General features: G+C 68.9%; 16 protein-coding genes. All 16 read left to right on the forward strand.

Annotated elements, in window-relative coordinates; genetic code table 11:
• The first annotated feature begins 154 nt into the window (after nucleotides 1–154).
• Entirely contained in the window at nucleotides 155–793 is a 639-nt protein-coding gene (gene pyrR, locus ABZ909_RS23770; protein WP_357003156.1) for a bifunctional pyr operon transcriptional regulator/uracil phosphoribosyltransferase PyrR, read from the forward strand.
• Nucleotides 790–1,755 (forward strand): aspartate carbamoyltransferase catalytic subunit, encoded by a 966-nt coding sequence (locus tag ABZ909_RS23775; protein ID WP_357003158.1) that lies wholly within the window; start codon nucleotides 790–792, stop codon nucleotides 1,753–1,755. Before pyrR ends, ABZ909_RS23775 begins: the two co-directional genes overlap by 4 nt.
• An 85-nt stretch (nucleotides 1,756–1,840) precedes the next feature.
• Nucleotides 1,841–3,133, forward strand: coding sequence for a dihydroorotase (locus ABZ909_RS23780; protein ID WP_357003160.1), 1,293 nt, complete (start codon nucleotides 1,841–1,843; stop codon nucleotides 3,131–3,133).
• A gap of 104 nt (nucleotides 3,134–3,237) precedes the next feature.
• Complete coding sequence (locus tag ABZ909_RS23785; protein WP_357003162.1) at nucleotides 3,238–3,738, forward strand: transporter; 501 nt, start codon at nucleotides 3,238–3,240, stop codon at nucleotides 3,736–3,738.
• The gene (carA, locus tag ABZ909_RS23790) at nucleotides 3,735–4,874 is read left to right on the forward strand and encodes a glutamine-hydrolyzing carbamoyl-phosphate synthase small subunit (RefSeq protein WP_357003164.1); all 1,140 of its coding nucleotides are present in this window, start codon (nucleotides 3,735–3,737) and stop codon (nucleotides 4,872–4,874) included. The genes ABZ909_RS23785 and carA overlap by 4 nt, the downstream gene beginning before the upstream one ends.
• Complete coding sequence (carB, locus tag ABZ909_RS23795; protein ID WP_357003166.1) at nucleotides 4,874–8,179, forward strand: carbamoyl-phosphate synthase large subunit; 3,306 nt, start codon at nucleotides 4,874–4,876, stop codon at nucleotides 8,177–8,179. Before carA ends, carB begins: the two co-directional genes overlap by 1 nt.
• Nucleotides 8,176–9,000, forward strand: a complete 825-nt coding sequence (gene pyrF / locus ABZ909_RS23800) for an orotidine-5'-phosphate decarboxylase (RefSeq protein WP_357003168.1) — start codon at nucleotides 8,176–8,178, stop codon at nucleotides 8,998–9,000. Before carB ends, pyrF begins: the two co-directional genes overlap by 4 nt.
• Before the next feature lie 103 nt (nucleotides 9,001–9,103).
• Entirely contained in the window at nucleotides 9,104–9,949 is an 846-nt protein-coding gene (locus tag ABZ909_RS23805; RefSeq protein WP_357003170.1) for a patatin-like phospholipase family protein, read from the forward strand.
• A gap of 66 nt (nucleotides 9,950–10,015) precedes the next feature.
• The gene (locus ABZ909_RS23810; protein WP_357003172.1) at nucleotides 10,016–10,864 is read left to right on the forward strand and encodes a patatin-like phospholipase family protein; all 849 of its coding nucleotides are present in this window, start codon (nucleotides 10,016–10,018) and stop codon (nucleotides 10,862–10,864) included.
• A gap of 44 nt (nucleotides 10,865–10,908) precedes the next feature.
• Complete coding sequence (locus ABZ909_RS23815; RefSeq protein ID WP_357003174.1) at nucleotides 10,909–11,538, forward strand: LysE family translocator; 630 nt, start codon at nucleotides 10,909–10,911, stop codon at nucleotides 11,536–11,538.
• Nucleotides 11,539–11,621: 83 nt separating this feature from the next.
• Entirely contained in the window at nucleotides 11,622–12,050 is a 429-nt protein-coding gene (locus tag ABZ909_RS23820; protein WP_357003176.1) for a VOC family protein, read from the forward strand.
• A gap of 601 nt (nucleotides 12,051–12,651) precedes the next feature.
• The gene (mihF, locus tag ABZ909_RS23825) at nucleotides 12,652–12,975 is read left to right on the forward strand and encodes an integration host factor, actinobacterial type (RefSeq protein WP_033086940.1); all 324 of its coding nucleotides are present in this window, start codon (nucleotides 12,652–12,654) and stop codon (nucleotides 12,973–12,975) included.
• Nucleotides 12,976–12,982: 7 nt separating this feature from the next.
• On the forward strand, nucleotides 12,983–13,567 hold the full coding sequence (gene gmk / locus ABZ909_RS23830) for a guanylate kinase (protein WP_357003179.1): 585 nt from the start codon (nucleotides 12,983–12,985) through the stop codon (nucleotides 13,565–13,567).
• Between the two features lie 96 nt (nucleotides 13,568–13,663).
• Nucleotides 13,664–13,942 carry a DNA-directed RNA polymerase subunit omega gene (gene rpoZ, locus ABZ909_RS23835; RefSeq protein ID WP_067713345.1) on the forward strand — a complete coding sequence of 93 codons (279 nt, stop codon included), beginning with the start codon at nucleotides 13,664–13,666 and terminating at the stop codon, nucleotides 13,940–13,942.
• A 7-nt stretch (nucleotides 13,943–13,949) separates the two neighbouring features.
• Nucleotides 13,950–15,170 carry a bifunctional phosphopantothenoylcysteine decarboxylase/phosphopantothenate--cysteine ligase CoaBC gene (gene coaBC, locus ABZ909_RS23840; RefSeq protein WP_357003182.1) on the forward strand — a complete coding sequence of 407 codons (1,221 nt, stop codon included), beginning with the start codon at nucleotides 13,950–13,952 and terminating at the stop codon, nucleotides 15,168–15,170.
• Nucleotides 15,171–15,385: 215 nt separating this feature from the next.
• Nucleotides 15,386–16,600, forward strand: a complete 1,215-nt coding sequence (gene metK / locus ABZ909_RS23845) for a methionine adenosyltransferase (protein ID WP_357003184.1) — start codon at nucleotides 15,386–15,388, stop codon at nucleotides 16,598–16,600.
• Nucleotides 16,601–16,694: the final 94 nt, after the last annotated feature.

Raw genomic sequence — 16,694 nt, forward strand, 5'->3', positions numbered from 1 at the left:
GCGTTCGGGCTGGTCGCGGCCTGTCGGCGCAGGGCACGCTGACGCGGGTTGCGGAGGGGGTGCGCGGTCAACGGGGTGTAAGCGCGCTGGTAGGGTGACCGCTCGAAAGACATCCTTTAACGGACCGTCCCGTGAGGCGGGGAAGGAGGTCGGCATGGCTGTGCCCGAAGACCGGGCGGCCAAGTCGAGCGCTGCCGAGTTCTCGCAGCGGCACGACCCGAACCGGGTCCAGGCCGGACGCGAGCTGCTCTCGGATTCGGATGTGGGCCGGACCATCGCGCGCATGGCGCACCAGATCATCGAGAAGACGGCTCTGGATTCCGGCGACCCTCAGGTTGCTCGCGTGGTGCTGATCGGAATCCCCACCCGCGGAACCACTCTCGCCCATCGCCTGGCCGGCCGGATCGAGGAATTTTCCGGCGTCCGCCCCGCGATCGGCTCCCTGGACATCACCCTCTACCGCGACGATCTGCGCTCCAAGCCGCACCGTCCGCTCGAGCGCACCTCGGTGCCCGAGGGCGGTATCGAGGACGCGCTGGTGGTGCTGGTCGACGATGTGCTGTTCTCCGGCCGCACCGTGCGCTCCGCGCTGGACGGCCTGCGCGATCTGGGCCGCCCACGCGCGGTGCAGCTGGCGGTGCTCATCGATCGCGGCCATCGCGAACTCCCCATCCGGGCCGACTATGTCGGCAAGAACGTTCCCACCGCCCGCACCGAGGACATCTCGGTGCTGCTGCGCGAGCACGACGAACGCGACGGCGTGTACCTGCGTCAGGAAGGTGACAACCAGTGAAGCACCTGCTGTCGGTCACCGACCTGGACCGGGACGCCGCCACCGGCCTGCTCGACGAGGCCGAGCGGTTCGAGCAGGCGCTGCTGGGCCGGGAGGTCAAGAAGCTGCCGACGCTGCGCGGGCGCACGGTCATGACCGTGTTCTTCGAGAACTCCACCCGCACCCGCGTGTCCTTCGAGGTCGCGGGCAAGTGGATGAGCGCCGACGTCATCAATGTCAGCGCGTCGAGTTCCTCGGTCTCCAAAGGTGAGTCGCTGCGCGACACCGCGCTGACCCTGCACGCGGCGGGCGCGGACGCGCTCATCGTGCGGCACCCGGCGTCGGGCGCGGCCCATCAGATCGCGCGCTGGTTCGGCGAGATGGACGAGGCCGCAAGCGGTTACGCCGGTCCGGGCCCCGCGATCATCAATGCCGGTGACGGCATGCACGAGCACCCGACCCAGGCGCTGCTCGACGCGCTGACCCTGCGTCAGCGCCTCGGCGACCTGGCGGGCAAGCGGGTCGTGCTGGTCGGCGACATCCTGCACAGCCGGGTGGCGCGCTCGAATGCGTTCCTGCTCGACACGCTCGGTGCGGAGGTCGTGCTGGTCGCGCCGCGCACGCTGCTGCCGGTGGGCGTGGAATCCTGGCCGGTGCGGGTCTCGGATTCCCTCGACGCCGAGCTGCCGGGCGCGGACGCGGTCATGATGCTGCGCGTGCAGGCCGAGCGCATGAACGGCGGCTTCTTCCCGTCGGCACGCGAGTACTCGATCCGGTACGGCCTCAACGAGCGCCGCATGAAGATGCTCGACGAGCACGCGGTGGTGCTGCACCCCGGACCCATGCTGCGCGGCATGGAGATCGGCTTCTCCGTGGCCGATTCCCCGAAAGCGGCTGTGCTGCAACAGGTCAACAACGGAGTCCATATGCGCATGGCGGTGCTGTTCCGCCTGCTGGTCGGAACCGACGAGGTGGTCGCGTGATCGGGTCGGGTCCGGCGGCGCTCCACCTCCCAGCGCTTGCCTGCGTAACCACGGAGGACCCCCGATGGCGCGGAAAGGAGACAGCATGAGCGTCCTGATCAAGAATGTCCGTCTGTACGGCGAAGGCGACGCGGTCGACGTGCTGCTCGCCGACGGTGAGATCCGCGAGATCGGCGCGGGCCTGAGCGCCCCGGACGCCGAGATCGTCGAGGGCAAGGGCCAGTTCCTGCTGCCCGGCTTCATCGACCTGCACACCCACCTGCGCGAGCCGGGCCGCGAGGACACCGAGACCATCGAATCCGGTTCCGCCGCAGCCGCTCTGGGCGGCTACACGGCAGTGTTCGCCATGGCCAACACCAGCCCGGTCGCCGACACCGCGGTCATCACCGATCATGTGTGGAAGCGCGGCCAGGAGGTCGGCCTGGTCGACGTGCATCCGGTGGGCGCGGTCACCGTCGGGCTCGAGGGCAAGCAGCTCGCCGAAATGGGCACCATGGCCGCCGGAGTCGGTGGGGTCCGCATGTTCTCCGACGACGGCCACTGCGTCTACGACCCGCTGATCATGCGCCGTGCGCTGGAGTACGCGAACTCTTTGGGCGTGCTCATCGCCCAGCACGCCGAGGAGCCGCGTCTGACCAAGGGCGCGGTCGCGCACGAGGGTCCGACCGCGTCGCGCCTCGGCCTGGCCGGCTGGCCGCGCGCCGCCGAGGAGTCCATCGTGGCCCGCGACGCGCTGCTGGCCCGCGACGCCGGCGCCCGCGTGCACATCTGCCACGCCTCCACCGCCGGTACCGTCGAACTGCTGAAATGGGCCAAGGCCCAGGGCATTTCGATCACCGCCGAGGTCACCCCGCATCACCTGCTGCTCGACGACTCGCGCCTGGAGACCTACGACGCGGTGAACCGGGTGAACCCGCCGCTGCGTGAGGCCTCCGATGTGGCCGCGCTGCGCCAGGCCCTCGCCGAGGGCGTCATCGACTGCGTCGCCACCGACCACGCCCCGCACGCCGACCAGGACAAGTGCTGCGAGTTCGCGGCCGCCCGTCCCGGCATGCTGGGCCTGGAGACGGCGCTGTCGATCATCGTGGAGACCATGGTCAAGCCCGGACTGCTCGACTGGCGCGGTATCGCGCAGGTGATGAGCGAGAACCCGGCGCGGATCGTGGGCCTGGACGATCAGGGCCGGCCGCTCGCGGTCGGCGAACCCGCCAACCTGGTGCTGATCGATCCGGCCGCCGAATGGACGGTGGAGGCGGACGAACTCGCCTCGATCGCCCGCAACACGCCCTTCCAGGCGATGACCCTGCCCGCGAAGGTGACCGCCACCTTCCTGCGCGGCCGGCTCACCGCCCGGGACGGCAGGATCGTCGCCGGTTAGCGGCGGGTGGGGAACCCAGGAATGAGCGGTCAGGGGCCGGAGGCGGAAGCTTGCGTGACCACGCAGGCCCCCCGCCCATTCCGAGAAGGACACGGAGGACCGTAATGGAGCGAACGCTGCAAGTACTGGTGATGCTGGTGCTGTTCGCGCTGTGCCTGTGGCTGATGTACCGGGCCTGGACCAAGAGGGCCGAGCGGCAGGCATCCGTGATCGGCGATCTGCCGCCGGTGCCCGCCGACTGCGGCGCGCAGCTGCTGGAGCCGACCACGGGGCTCTACCTGGGCAGCACCCTCGCCCCCAGCTGGATTCAGCGAATCACGGTGGGCGACCTGGGTTTCCGCGCCACGGCGGAACTGACCCGATTCGAGCGCGGCATCCTGCTGGAGCGGGACGGCGCGGCGACGATCTGGATTCCCCAGGAATCCATTACCGCGGTGCGCGCCGAGCGTGGGCACGCGGGCAAGGTAATGACGGAAGACGGTGTGCTGGTGATTCGCTGGACATTGCCGACCGGGACCGAGGTGGATACCGGTTTCCGCGGTGACGACAAAGCGGTGTACCCGGCATGGACCGCAGCAGCTACGAAGACGGGAGACGAGGCATGAGCAGCGGAAATCGGGGCGGGTTAGGGGGAGGCGTCGCGGCGATGGTGCTCGAGGACGGCCGCGTGTTCCGCGGGACGACCTTCGGCGCCGTGGGGCAGACCTTGGGTGAGGCGGTGTTCTGTACCGCCATGACGGGCTACCAGGAGACCCTCACCGACCCCAGCTACGACCGCCAGATCGTGGTGGCCACCGCGCCGCAGATCGGCAATACCGGCTGGAACGACGAGGACGACGAGTCCTCGAAGATCTGGGTCGCCGGCTACGCCGTGCGGGATCCCGCGCGCCGCGCCTCCAACTGGCGCGCCACCCGCACCCTGCAGGACGAGCTGGAGAACCAGAACGTCGTCGGCATCGCCGGCATCGACACCCGGGCCCTGGTGCGGCACCTGCGCACCCGCGGTTCCATGAAGGCGGGCATCTTCTCCGGCGAGTCGCTCACCGAGTACGAGGACATGCTCGACAAGGTCAACGGCCAGCCGTCCATGCTGGGTGCGGACCTGGCCGGTGAGGTCTCCACCGACGAGATGTACACCGTCGACCCGGTCGGCGAGCACCGCTTCACGGTGGTCGCGGTGGACCTGGGCATCAAGTCGAACACCCCGCGCATGTTCGCCCAGCGCGGCATGCGGGTGCACGTGGTGCCGTCCCACGTCACCTTCGACCAGATCAAGGAACTGAACCCGAACGGTGTGTTCCTGTCCAACGGCCCGGGCGACCCGGCCACCCAGGACGCCATGGTGGCGCTCACCCAGCAGGTGCTGGGCGAGGACATCCCGCTGTTCGGCATCTGCTTCGGCAACCAGATCCTGGGCCGCGCCTTCGGGCGCAAGACCTACAAGATGAAGTTCGGCCACCGCGGCATCAATGTGCCGGTCGTCGAACATCATTCGGGCCGCATCTCGATCACCGCGCAGAACCACGGCTTCGCCCTGGAGGGTGAGCGCGGCGAGGTGTTCGACACTCCGTTCGGCAAGGCCGAGGTCAGCCACGTCTGCGCCAACGACGGTGTCGTCGAGGGCGTGCAGCTGGTGAGCGGCCGCGCCTTCTCCGTGCAGTACCACCCCGAGGCCGCGGCCGGACCCCACGACGCCGCCTACCTGTTCGACCGTTTCGCCATGCTGATGGAAGGAGCCTGATGCCACGCCGCACCGATCTCAACCACATCCTGGTGATCGGCTCGGGCCCGATCGTCATCGGCCAGGCTTGCGAGTTCGACTACTCGGGAACCCAGGCGTGTCGCGTCCTCAAGTCCGAGGGCCTGCGCGTGTCGCTGGTGAACTCCAACCCGGCGACCATCATGACCGACCCGGAGTTCGCCGACTCGACCTATGTCGAGCCGATCACCTGGGAATTCGTCGAGAAGGTCATCGCCAAGGAACGCCCGGACGCGATCCTCGCGACCCTGGGCGGCCAGACCGCGCTCAATTGCGCTGTCGCCCTGCACGAGAACGGCATCCTCGACAAGTACAACGTCGAGCTGATCGGCGCGGACTTCGAGGCCATTCAGCGTGGTGAGGACCGCCAGAAGTTCAAGGACATCGTCGCCAAGGTCGGCGGCGAGTCGGCGCGCTCCAAGGTCTGCTACACCATGGCCGAGGTCCGCGAAACCGTTGCGGAACTGGGCTTCCCGGTGGTCGTGCGCCCATCGTTCACCATGGGTGGCCTGGGCTCGGGCATGGCCTACAACCACGACGACCTCGATCGCATCGCCGGCGGCGGCCTGGCCGCTTCGCCCACCGCGAACGTGCTCATCGAGGAATCGATCCTGGGCTGGAAGGAATTCGAGCTCGAGCTCATGCGTGACGGCAAGGACAATGTCGTCATCGTCTGCTCGATCGAGAACGTGGACCCGATGGGCGTGCACACCGGTGACTCGGTCACCGTCGCCCCGGCCATGACCCTCACCGACCGCGAATACCAGAAGATGCGCGATCTCGGCATCGCCATCCTGCGCGAGGTCGGTGTCGATACCGGCGGCTGCAATATCCAGTTCGCGGTGGACCCGCGCGACGGCCGCCTGATCGTCATCGAGATGAACCCGCGCGTCTCGCGCTCGTCCGCCCTGGCGTCCAAGGCAACGGGTTTCCCGATCGCCAAGATCGCCGCCAAGCTGGCCATCGGCTACACCCTCGACGAGATCCTCAACGACATCACCGGCGAGACCCCGGCCTGCTTCGAGCCGACCCTCGACTATGTCGTGGTGAAGGCCCCGCGCTTCGCCTTCGAGAAGTTCCCGGGCGCCGACCCGACGCTGACCACCACCATGAAGTCGGTCGGCGAGGCGATGTCCATGGGCCGCAACTTCTCCGAGGCCCTGGGCAAGGTGCTGCGCTCGCTCGAGACCAAGGCCGCGGGTTTCTGGACCCAGACCGACGGCGAGTGGACCGACGTGCAGGCCATCCTCGACGACCTGAAGGTTCCGACCGAGGGTCGCATCTACCAGGTGGAGCGCGCGCTGCGCCTGGGCGCGAGCATCGAGGACGTGGCCGCCGCCTCCGGCATCGACCCGTGGTTCGTGGCCGAGGTCGCGGGCCTGGTGGAGCTGCGCCAGGAGATCCTCGACGCCCCCGTGCTGGACGAGCCGCTGCTGCGCACGGCCAAGCACTACGGCCTCTCCGATCGCCAGATCGCTTCGCTGCGACCGGAACTCGCCGGTGAGGGCGGCGTGCGCGAGCTGCGCCACCGCCTCGGCATCCGGCCGGTGTTCAAGACCGTCGACACCTGCGCGGCCGAGTTCGAGGCCAAGACCCCGTACCACTACTCGGCCTACGAGCTGGATCCCGCCGCGGAATCCGAAGTGGCGCCGCAGAAGGAGCGCGAGAAGGTCATCATTCTCGGCTCGGGTCCGAACCGTATCGGTCAGGGCATCGAGTTCGACTACTCGTGTGTGCACGCCGCACAGACGCTGTCGGCCGCCGGGTTCGAGACCATCATGGTCAACTGCAACCCGGAGACCGTGTCGACCGACTACGACACCGCCGACCGTCTCTACTTCGAGCCGCTCACCTTCGAGGACGTGCTCGAGGTGTACCACGCCGAGACCGAGTCCGGCACCGTCGCGGGCGTCATCTGCCAGCTCGGCGGCCAGACCCCGCTGAGCCTGGCCCAGCGCCTCACCGACGCGGGCGTGCCCGTGGTCGGCACCTCGGCGGCGGCCATCGACCTGGCCGAGGACCGTGGCGAGTTCGGCGATGTCCTTGTGGCAGCCGGTCTTCCGGCTCCCAAGTACGGCACCGCCACCACCTTCCCGCAGGCCAAGAAGATCGCCAACGAGATCGGTTACCCGGTGCTGGTGCGCCCGTCCTACGTACTGGGCGGCCGCGGCATGGAGATCGTCTACGACGAGAAGTCCCTCGAGGACTACATCTCCCGCGCCACCGAGATCACCCCGGACCACCCGGTGCTGGTCGACCGGTTCCTGGAGGACGCCATCGAGATCGACGTCGACGCCCTGTGCGACGGCGAGGAGGTCTACCTGGGCGGCGTCATGGAGCACATCGAGGAGGCCGGTATCCACTCCGGTGACTCGGCGTGCGCCCTGCCCCCGATCACCCTGGGCCGCAGCGATATCGAGGCCGTACGCCGCTCGACGGCGGCTCTCGCCAAGGGCATCGGCGTCCAGGGCCTGCTGAACGTGCAGTACGCGCTCAAGGACGACGTGCTGTATGTCCTGGAGGCCAACCCGCGCGCCAGCCGGACCGTGCCGTTCGTCTCCAAGGCCACCGCGGTGCCCCTCGCGAAGGCCGCGGCGCGCATCGCGTTGGGCGCCACCATCGCCGAACTCCGCAAGGAGGGCCTGCTCCCGGCCGAGGGCGACGGCGGCTACGCGCCGATCGACGCCCCGGTCGCGGTCAAGGAGGCCGTGCTTCCGTTCCACCGCTTCCGTCGCCCGGACGGCACCGGCGTGGATTCGCTGCTCTCCCCGGAGATGAAGTCGACCGGCGAGGTCATGGGCATCGACGCCGACTTCGGCACCGCGTTCGCCAAGTCGCAGTCGGCCGCCTACGGTTCGCTGCCGACCGAGGGCACCGCGTTCGTGTCGATCGCCAACCGCGACAAGCGGGCCATGGTGTTCCCGGTCAAGCGCCTGCACGACCTGGGCTTCCGCATCCTCGCCACCGAGGGCACCGCGGAAATGCTGCGCCGCAACGGCATTCCGTGCGATCGGGTGCGCAAGCACTCCGACGACGCGCCGGATCAGCCCAGCATCGTGGACATGATCAAGGACGGCGACGTCGACATCGTGTTCAACACCCCGTACGGCAACAACGGCCCGCGCGTGGACGGCTACGAGATCCGCACCGCCGCGGTGGGCGCGAACATCCCGTGCATCACCACCGTGCAGGGTGCGGCCGCGGCCGTGCAGGGCATCGAGGCCACCATTCGCGGCGGCATCGGCGTGCGGTCCCTGCAGGAACTCCACGCGGTGCTGCGCGGATGACGACCTTCGGTGTGCGGCTGCGGGAGTCGATGCGCGAGCACGGCCCGCTGTGCGTCGGCATCGACCCGCATCCGCCGCTGCTGCGGGCCTGGGGCCTGAGCGAGGACGCCGCGGGCGTGGCGAAGTTCGCCGACGCCTGCGTGCGTGCCTTCGCGGGCCGGGTGGCGCTGGTCAAACCGCAGGTGGCGTTCTTCGAGACCTACGGTTCGGCCGGAATCCTGGTGCTGGAGGAGACGATCGCCGCACTGCGGGCGGCGGGCACCCTGGTGCTCGCCGATGCCAAGCGCGGCGATATCGGCTCCACCATGGACGCCTACGCCCACGCCTGGCTCGGTGACGGCCCCCTCGGCACGGACGCGGTCACCGTCTCCCCGTACCTCGGATTCGGTTCGCTCGCACCGGCTCTGGAGCTCGCGCAGGCCAATGACCGCGGCGTGTTCGTGCTGGCCGCCACCTCCAACCCGGAGGCGGTGGAACTGCAGACCATCACCGGTCCAGACGGTCGCAGCATCGCCCAGCGCATGGTCGACGACGCGGCCGCCGCGAACGCCGGAGCCGAATTCGGTTCCGTCGGTGTGGTGGTCGGCGCGACCCTGGACGTGGCCCCGGACCTGAGCCGGCTCAACGGCCCGATCCTCATGCCCGGCGTCGGCGCGCAGGGCGGGGGAGCGGAGTCGATCCGCAAGCTGGTCCCCGCGAGCGATCTCGGCGCCGCCCTGCCGAACGTCTCGCGCGAGGTACTGAAGGCGGGCCCGACGGTCTCCGCGCTGAAGGAGAAGGTGGCCGAGCTGGCCGCGGAATTCGCCTTCCTCCAGGAGTGATTCACCACGTTCGATGCCTCGGGGCCCCGGATCGAGTCCGGTGCCCCGAGGCATCGCAGGACGCTTCCCCCGGTCCGCCGCGATTTGCGGCTACTGTGGCGGCATGTCTACCTCTGTGTCGCCCAACGGATTTCGCAACGCGCTCGTGCTCGGTGGTGGCGGAGCCGTTGGCATCCTCTGGATGACCGGTCTCGCGGTCGGCCTCCAGGAACTGGGGATCGACCTGTCGCGGGCCGATCGTTTCGTCGGCACCTCCGCCGGTGCGGTCGTCGCCGCCAACCTGGCGAACGAGGTAGACCTGGTGGCCCTGGTCGTGGCAATGCCCGCGGTCGATCCGGACGCGCCGCCGGTCGACGGCTCGGGCCTGCAGCAGATCATCGCCACGGTGATGGCGCTCGGGCTGAGCGTGACCGAGAGTCGTCGCCGCATAGGTGAGCTCGCGCTGGAGCGGAACGTCGGCGATCCAGCCGACCATGTCGCCCGCATGTCGCGGCTGCTCGGCTCGACCGGCTGGCCCGACCGGGATCTCGTCGTCACCGCCACCGATGTCACGACCGGCGGACTGCAGACCTGGTTCCCAGACGGCAAGGCCACCCTCGGCGAGGCGGTCGCCGCCAGCACCTCGGTCCCGGGCATCTTCCCGCCCATCCCGGTGGACGGCAGGTACTTCATCGACGGCGGCATGATTTCGCCGATCAATGCCGGGCTCGCGGCGGGCGCTGAGCTGATCGTCGTGGTCGAACCGATGGCGGGCATGTTCCCTCACGCGCCGTCGGACAGTGAATTGGGTGATGCCACAGTGATATTCGTGGTGCCCGACGACGAGGCGAAGGCGGCCATCGGTTCCGACGTCTTCGACCGCGCCGCGCTGCGGCCCGCCTACGACGCCGGGTGGCGGCAGGCCGCCGAGGTCGCCACGCGCCTGCGCGAGGTCTGGCCGACCGCCTGAGCCCGATATCCGCGGGTATCGGAGGATACTTCTCCGCTTCGCTCGTTTTGTGGTTACAGTGGCGGCATGTCTGCCGCGGTGCCGCCCAACCGAATTCATCACGCCCTCGTGCTCGGAGGGGGTGGCGCGGTCGGCCTGAGCTGGATGGCGGGCGTCGTCATCGGATTGCGCGGGAGCGGAATCGACTCCGCCCTGGCCGAACGCATCGTCGGCACCTCCGCAGGTGCGGTCGTCGGGGCGGCCCTGGCCGCCGAGGTCGACCTCACCCTGCTGCTGCGACGGCCCGGACCGGACTCCGACCTGGAACCGATCGAGTTCGACCCGAACGGCTTCGGCGAGATCCTGGGCCTGCTGGCCACGCCCGGGCTGGATCCCAAGGAGGCCCGCCGCCGCGTCGGCGTACGCGCGCTGGAGATGAACGTCGGCGACCCGGCCGACCACATCACCCGCATCGGCGGATTCGTCGGCAATGTCGGCTGGCCGCAGCGCGATCTGCGGATCACCGCCATCAGCGTCACGACCGGTGACCTGCAGGTGTGGACGCCCGACGGCAAGGCCACCCTGCCCGAGGCGCTGGCCTCGAGTACCTCGGTTCCCGGTGTCTTCCCGCCGATTCCGATCGACGGCACCGATTACATCGACGGCGGCATGCGCTCACCCATCAATGCCGACCTGGCCGCGGGCGCGGAACGCATCCTGATCATCGAACCGCTCGCGCACCTGTTCCCGCACAGTCCGTCGGATCGCGAGCTGGGCGGCGCGGCAACGCGTTTCATCGTCCCGGACGCCGAGGCCATCGCCGCCTACGGTCCCGACCTGTTCAATGCCGCCGCCCTGGAGCCGGCCTACGAGGCGGGCCTGCGCCAGGGCGCGGAGGCGGCCCCCGGCCTGAAGGACTTCTGGCCCGCCGCCTGAATCGGGGCCGGAACCGGCCTCGGGTCGCCGCGTAGGCTGGCCCGGTGCTGTCGCTCACCGAAGTTCTCACGCTGGCCGGGGTGATCATGCTCGGCTCCATGTCGCCCGGACCGGATTTCCTGATCGTGCTGCGGAATTCGGTGGTCTCCGGCCGACGCGCCGGAGTCGCCAGCGCGGGCGGCATCGCGGTCGGCGTGTTCGTGTGGGCGTTGGTCACCGCGGTCGGCGTCGCCGGTCTGCTGGCCGCATCGGCCCAGGCGTACACGGTGGTGAAGCTGGTCGGCGCGATCTACCTGGCCTACATCGGCATTCGCGCGCTACTGGCCGCCCGGCGCGGTGACTACCGGCCCGATCCCGAGGCGGCCGCGAACCGTCGCGGCGCGCTGGTCGCCTTCCGGCAGGGCCTGCTCACCAACCTGCTGAATCCCAAATGCGCCGTGTTCTTCATCGCATTGGTGCCGCAGTTCCTGCCCGCCGATCCCTCGGCGCTGGGCACCCTCGAACTGGCCGTGGTGTGCACGATCGCCAATCTGTTCTGGTTCGTGATCCTGGCCTTCGGCGTGGGCGCGTTGCGGCACGTGTTCACCCGCCGCCGGGTGCGCCGCGCCCTCGACGCCGCCATGGGCACCTTCATGGTCGGCCTGGGTCTGCGAATCGCCATGGAGAGCAACTGAATCCGTCTCGGAGCGCTTGTTTCGCCGCCTTCCCCGAGCACTAGGCTGAAACCCGACCGCTCGGTAGAAAGGTGGGATTTCTCATGTCCGACGCCGGCCTCGGCCTCGTCTCCTACGGCCAAACCCGCGTCCTGGTGGACGATTTCGCGTCCAGCTATCGCTTCTATCGCGACGTCCTGGGCCTGCCCCTGAAGCAGGAGGTGCCCGGCGACATCCCCGAATCCGACGCCGGCCCCTACGCCTGCTTCACCCTCGGCGGCCAGGATCTCGCGCTGTTCACCCGCGCCTACATGGACGCCGCGATCGGCGCCGCGCACCGCCCGCGCGGCGAGATCGACACGGTCGTCGTGGTTTTGCGCGTCGCCGATGTCGACCGGGCCGTCGAGATCCTGCGCGAGCGCGACGCCCGGATCGCCGCCGAGCCCGCCGAGCAGCCCGCGTGGGGCATGCGCGTGGCGCACGTGCGGGCCCCGGAGGGCACGCTCGTGGAGCTGTGCCAGTACGACGACTGACTCGATCTTGTTCGCCCTTGGCGAACCATCCGGCGACCCGATCGAACGCTTGTCCGTATCGCGTCTCTCACGCCCGCCGCGCCGCGGCGGGGCGTAGTTCGTCACGCCGGGAGGTTTAACCCGTCAGTGGCCGCGTGAGGGGCGGAAAACGGGCCGTTCCGACGGTGGCGGAGCCGCCCCGCACCGGCCCGACCTGCAAAGGGAGGTGTCGGAATTGCGTGTTTCGGCACTGCTCGGGATGCCTCGGGTGAGACGCGACACGCGGTGCTGAATCGAACGACACGCCGAGAATTCCAAGAAAAATCCAGGTCGCGTGATTACAGGTCGGTCACGGTTTCGCGCGGGGCCCGTCCGACCTCTTCCGGGCCCTGTCAAGTCCGCGAAAAAGCCCTGGCTGCAAGGCTATTCGTGACCGTGCCGGGCGGACCGCCGAGGCCGGTCCGGCACCGGCCGCGGTACTGCGCATCCGGCCCGGTCGCGGCCCGAATCACCCGCTGACCTGGGGGGTGGGTTCGCAATCGGCAAGCGTCGTGGGTACGGTCGCTGAGACCACCGGGTTACCGGAGGTAGATCAAGCAATGAACGATGAGACGGAGGAACCGTGGCCCTTCCCCAGCTGACTGACGAGCAGCGCGCCGCTGCTTTGGAGAAGGCGGCTGCCGCTCGCCGCGCTCGGGCGGAGCTCAAGGAGCGCTTGAAGCGTGGTGGCACCGATCTGAAGACGGTCCTTGCGGACGCCGAGAAGGACGAAGTCCTCGGCAAGATGAAGGTTTCGGCACTGCTCGAGGCCCTGCCGAAGGTTGGCAAGGTCAAGGCGGCCGAGATCATGAGCGAGCTTGAGATCGCTCCTACCCGCCGCCTGCGCGGACTGGGCGACCGGCAGCGTAAGGCGCTGCTGGCCCGGTTCGACTTCAGCGCCGAATAATCCGAGGGTGGTCGAACACACTCGGAAGGGTCGACTGGTAGTCCTGGTCGGCCCCTCGGCCGTCGGTAAGTCCACCGTCGTGCGCTGCGTGCGCGAACGACTGCCCGAATTGGTATTCAGTGTGTCGGCCACCACCCGGGCTCCGCGGCCCGGGGAGGTCGACGGCCAGGACTACCGATTCGTCACCCGTGAGAAGTTCGACGCCATGATCGAGGCGGGCGAACTGCTCGAATGGGCCGACATCCATGGTGGACTGCAGCGGTCGGGCACCCCGGCCGTACCCGTGCGGGAAGCGCTCACGTCCGGACATCACGTCCTGATCGAGGTGGACCTCGAGGGCGCGCGCTCGATCCGCAAGACCATGCCGGAAGCCAAACTGGTCTTCCTGGCCCCACCCAGCTGGGACGAGCTGGTGTCCCGCCTGACCTCGCGCGGGACGGAATCGCCCGAGGTGATCGAGCGTCGTCTGCAGACCGCTCGCACCGAATTGGCTGCATGTGACGAGTTCGACATCGTCATCGTGAACGACCACGTGACCAGCGCCTGTGAGCAGTTGGTATCGTTGTTCGTTAGCACAAATTCGGGGTCTTAGCCCCGGAAACCCCGGCTCGTCTCTGTTTTGATCGATCAAGCAGGGCGGTGAGCCGGGAAAGCCACCCTTCCGAACAACCCCGCAGGAGCCTTCCTAGTGAGTACGGACATCAAGACCGCGCCCGCCTACGACACTCCGGTCGGCCTCACCAACCCGCCGATCGACGAACTGCTGGAGCGGACTTCGTCCAAGTACGCGCTGGTCATCTACGCGGCCAAGCGGGCCCGGCAGATCAACGATTACTACAACCAGCTCGGCGACGGCATTCTCGAATACGTCGGTCCGCTGGTCGAGCCGGGTCTGCAGGAGAAGCCGCTGTCGGTGGCGATGCGCGAGATCCACGCCGACCTGCTCGAGCACTCCGAAGGGGAGTAGTCCCGCGGTGACCCGGATCGTCGTCGGAGTCGGCGGCGGTATCGCCGCCTACAAGAGCTGCAACCTCGTGCGCCGGTTCACCGAAACCGGGCACGAGGTTCGTGTCATTCCCACCGAGTCGGCGCTGCAATTCGTTGGCAAGGCCACCTTCGAGGCGCTGTCCGGCCACCCCGTGCACACCGGTGTCTTCGCCGATGTGCCGGAGGTGCCGCACGTGCGTCTCGGCCAGGAGGCCGACCTGGTCGTCATCGCCCCCGCCACCGCGGACCTCATGGCCCGTGCCGCGCAGGGCCGCGCCGACGATCTGCTGACCGCGACGCTGCTGACCGCGCGCTGTCCCATCCTGTTCGCCCCGGCCATGCACACCGAGATGTGGGAGCACCCGGCCACCCGGGCGAACGTGGCGACGCTGCGCACGCACGGCGCCGTGGTCATGGAACCGGCCTCGGGCCGGCTGACCGGCACCGACACCGGCCCGGGCCGGCTGCCCGAGCCGGAGGAGATCTTCGGTCTGGCCCGGCTGCTGCTCGAACGCGCCGACGCCCTGCCGCGCGACCTCGAGGGCCGCCGCGTCGTGGTGTCCGCGGGCGGTACCCGCGAACCGCTGGATCCCGTTCGCTTCCTGGGCAATCGGAGTTCCGGCAAGCAGGGCTACGCGATCGCCCGCCTGGCCGCCCAGCGTGGCGCGCAGGTGACGCTGATCGCGGGCAATACGATCGGGCTCGAACCGCCGGCCGCGGTCGAGGTCGTGCACGTGACCACCGCCGAACAGCTGAAGGTGGCCGTCGACAAGCACTCGCTGGGTGCGGACGCGGTCGTCATGGCCGCGGCTGTGGCCGACTTCCGCCCGGTGAACGTGGCGGCGGCTAAGATCAAAAAGGGTGCGGGAGAACCGGATTCGATCGCGCTCGCCAAGACACCGGATATCCTGGCCGGGTTGGTGCAGTCCCGTCGCGACGGGCACCTACCGGGCACCGCGATCGTCGGCTTCGCCGCCGAGACCGGGGACGAGCACGCGGATGTGCTCACCCACGCCCGGGCTAAACTGGCCCGTAAAGGCTGCGACCTGCTGGTCGTGAATGCCGTCGGGGAGGGAAAGGCCTTCGAGGTCGACACCAACGACGGCTGGTTGCTCGGTGCCGACGGCACCGAGATCGCCCTGGACCATGGGTCCAAGGCACTGCTGGCCAGCCGGGTGCTGGATGCACTCGGCCCCTTGCTCCGCTGAAGCCTCGGCACCGCAGGGTTCGGGCACTCGCCGCTGTCTCCCACTGGGACGACAGATAACGGGGACTGTCTGAGTCACAATATGTTCGTCACAAGGGCGGCTCGCCCCTGTGACGAACATATTGGAATAACCTGAGACAAAGGGTTGTGCGATGCAGCGGAGACGCTACTGTCGCCACCCGATACGAGAAACCCGTTGAGGGAGAGGGAACAACTGTGCGCACGTCTGGCAGCCGCCTATTCACCAGTGAGTCGGTGACCGAGGGTCACCCCGACAAGATCTGTGATGCCATCAGCGATTCCATCCTCGACGCGTTGCTCGCGGCCGATCCGCGCAGCCGGGTCGCGGTGGAGACCCTGGTGACCACCGGTCAGGTGCACGTGGCCGGTGAGGTCACCACCACGGCCTACGCCGACATCCCGACCATCGTCCGCGAGAAGGTCCTGGAGATCGGATACGACTCCTCCGCAAAGGGTTTCGACGGCGCCTCCTGCGGCGTGAACGTCGCCATCGGCGCCCAGTCACCGGACATCGCCATGGGCGTGGACACCTCGCACGAGGCCCGCGTGGGCGGCGAGGACGACGAGATCGCCCGTCAGGGCGCCGGCGACCAGGGCCTGATGTTCGGCTACGCCACCATCGAGACCCCCGAGCTCATGCCGCTGCCGATCTCGCTGGCGCACAAGCTGTCTCGCCGCCTGACCGAGGTCCGCAAGTCCGGCGTGCTGCCGTACCTGCGTCCCGACGGCAAGACCCAGGTCACCATCGAGTACGACGGCGCCGTCCCCAAGCGCCTGGACACCGTGGTCATCTCGACCCAGCACGCGGCCGACATCGACCTGGACAACCTGCTCACCCCGGACATCCGCGAGAAGGTCGTCGACGCGGTGCTCGGCGAGCTCCAGCTGCCCAACCCGCTGGACACCTCCGATGTCCGCCTGCTGGTCAACCCGACCGGCAAGTTCGTGCTCGGTGGACCCATGGGTGATGCGGGCCTGACCGGCCGCAAGATCATCGTCGACACCTACGGCGGCATGGCCCGCCACGGCGGCGGCGCTTTCTCCGGCAAGGACCCGTCGAAGGTCGACCGCTCCGCCGCCTACGCCATGCGCTGGGTCGCCAAGAATGTCGTCGCCGCCGGCCTGGCCGAGCGGGTCGAGGTCCAGGTCGCCTACGCCATCGGCAAGGCCGCCCCGGTCGGCCTGTTCGTGGAGACCTTCGGCACCGAGCTGATCGACCCGATCAAGATCTCCGATGCCATCGGTCAGGTCTTCGACCTGCGTCCCGGCGCGATCATCCGCGACCTGGACCTGCTGCGCCCGATCTACGCGCCGACCGCCGCCTACGGCCACTTCGGTCGCACCGATGTCGATCTGCCGTGGGAGCGCACCGACCGCGCGGAGAAGCTGCGTGCGGCCGCCGGGCTGTAATTGACCGGCACCCCACCATTCTCGACGGGAGCGTCGGGCACGGAGACCCCCTCCGAGCCCGACGCTCCCGTCAAGTGCAGGGAGGTGGAGCGTG

The sequence above is a fragment of the Nocardia sp. NPDC046763 genome (assembly GCF_040645495.1).
Lineage (GTDB): Bacteria > Actinomycetota > Actinomycetes > Mycobacteriales > Mycobacteriaceae > Nocardia.

Coding starts and splice junctions, on each gene's coding strand:
- pyrR (WP_357003156.1), top strand. CDS start 155: ATGGCTGTGCCCGAAGACCGGGCGGCCAAGTCGAGCGCTGCCGAGTTC.
- ABZ909_RS23780 (WP_357003160.1), top strand. CDS start 1,841: ATGAGCGTCCTGATCAAGAATGTCCGTCTGTACGGCGAAGGCGACGCG.
- ABZ909_RS23785 (WP_357003162.1), top strand. CDS start 3,238: ATGGAGCGAACGCTGCAAGTACTGGTGATGCTGGTGCTGTTCGCGCTG.
- carA (WP_357003164.1), top strand. CDS start 3,735: ATGAGCAGCGGAAATCGGGGCGGGTTAGGGGGAGGCGTCGCGGCGATG.
- carB (WP_357003166.1), top strand. CDS start 4,874: ATGCCACGCCGCACCGATCTCAACCACATCCTGGTGATCGGCTCGGGC.
- pyrF (WP_357003168.1), top strand. CDS start 8,176: ATGACGACCTTCGGTGTGCGGCTGCGGGAGTCGATGCGCGAGCACGGC.
- ABZ909_RS23805 (WP_357003170.1), top strand. CDS start 9,104: ATGTCTACCTCTGTGTCGCCCAACGGATTTCGCAACGCGCTCGTGCTC.
- ABZ909_RS23810 (WP_357003172.1), top strand. CDS start 10,016: ATGTCTGCCGCGGTGCCGCCCAACCGAATTCATCACGCCCTCGTGCTC.
- ABZ909_RS23820 (WP_357003176.1), top strand. CDS start 11,622: ATGTCCGACGCCGGCCTCGGCCTCGTCTCCTACGGCCAAACCCGCGTC.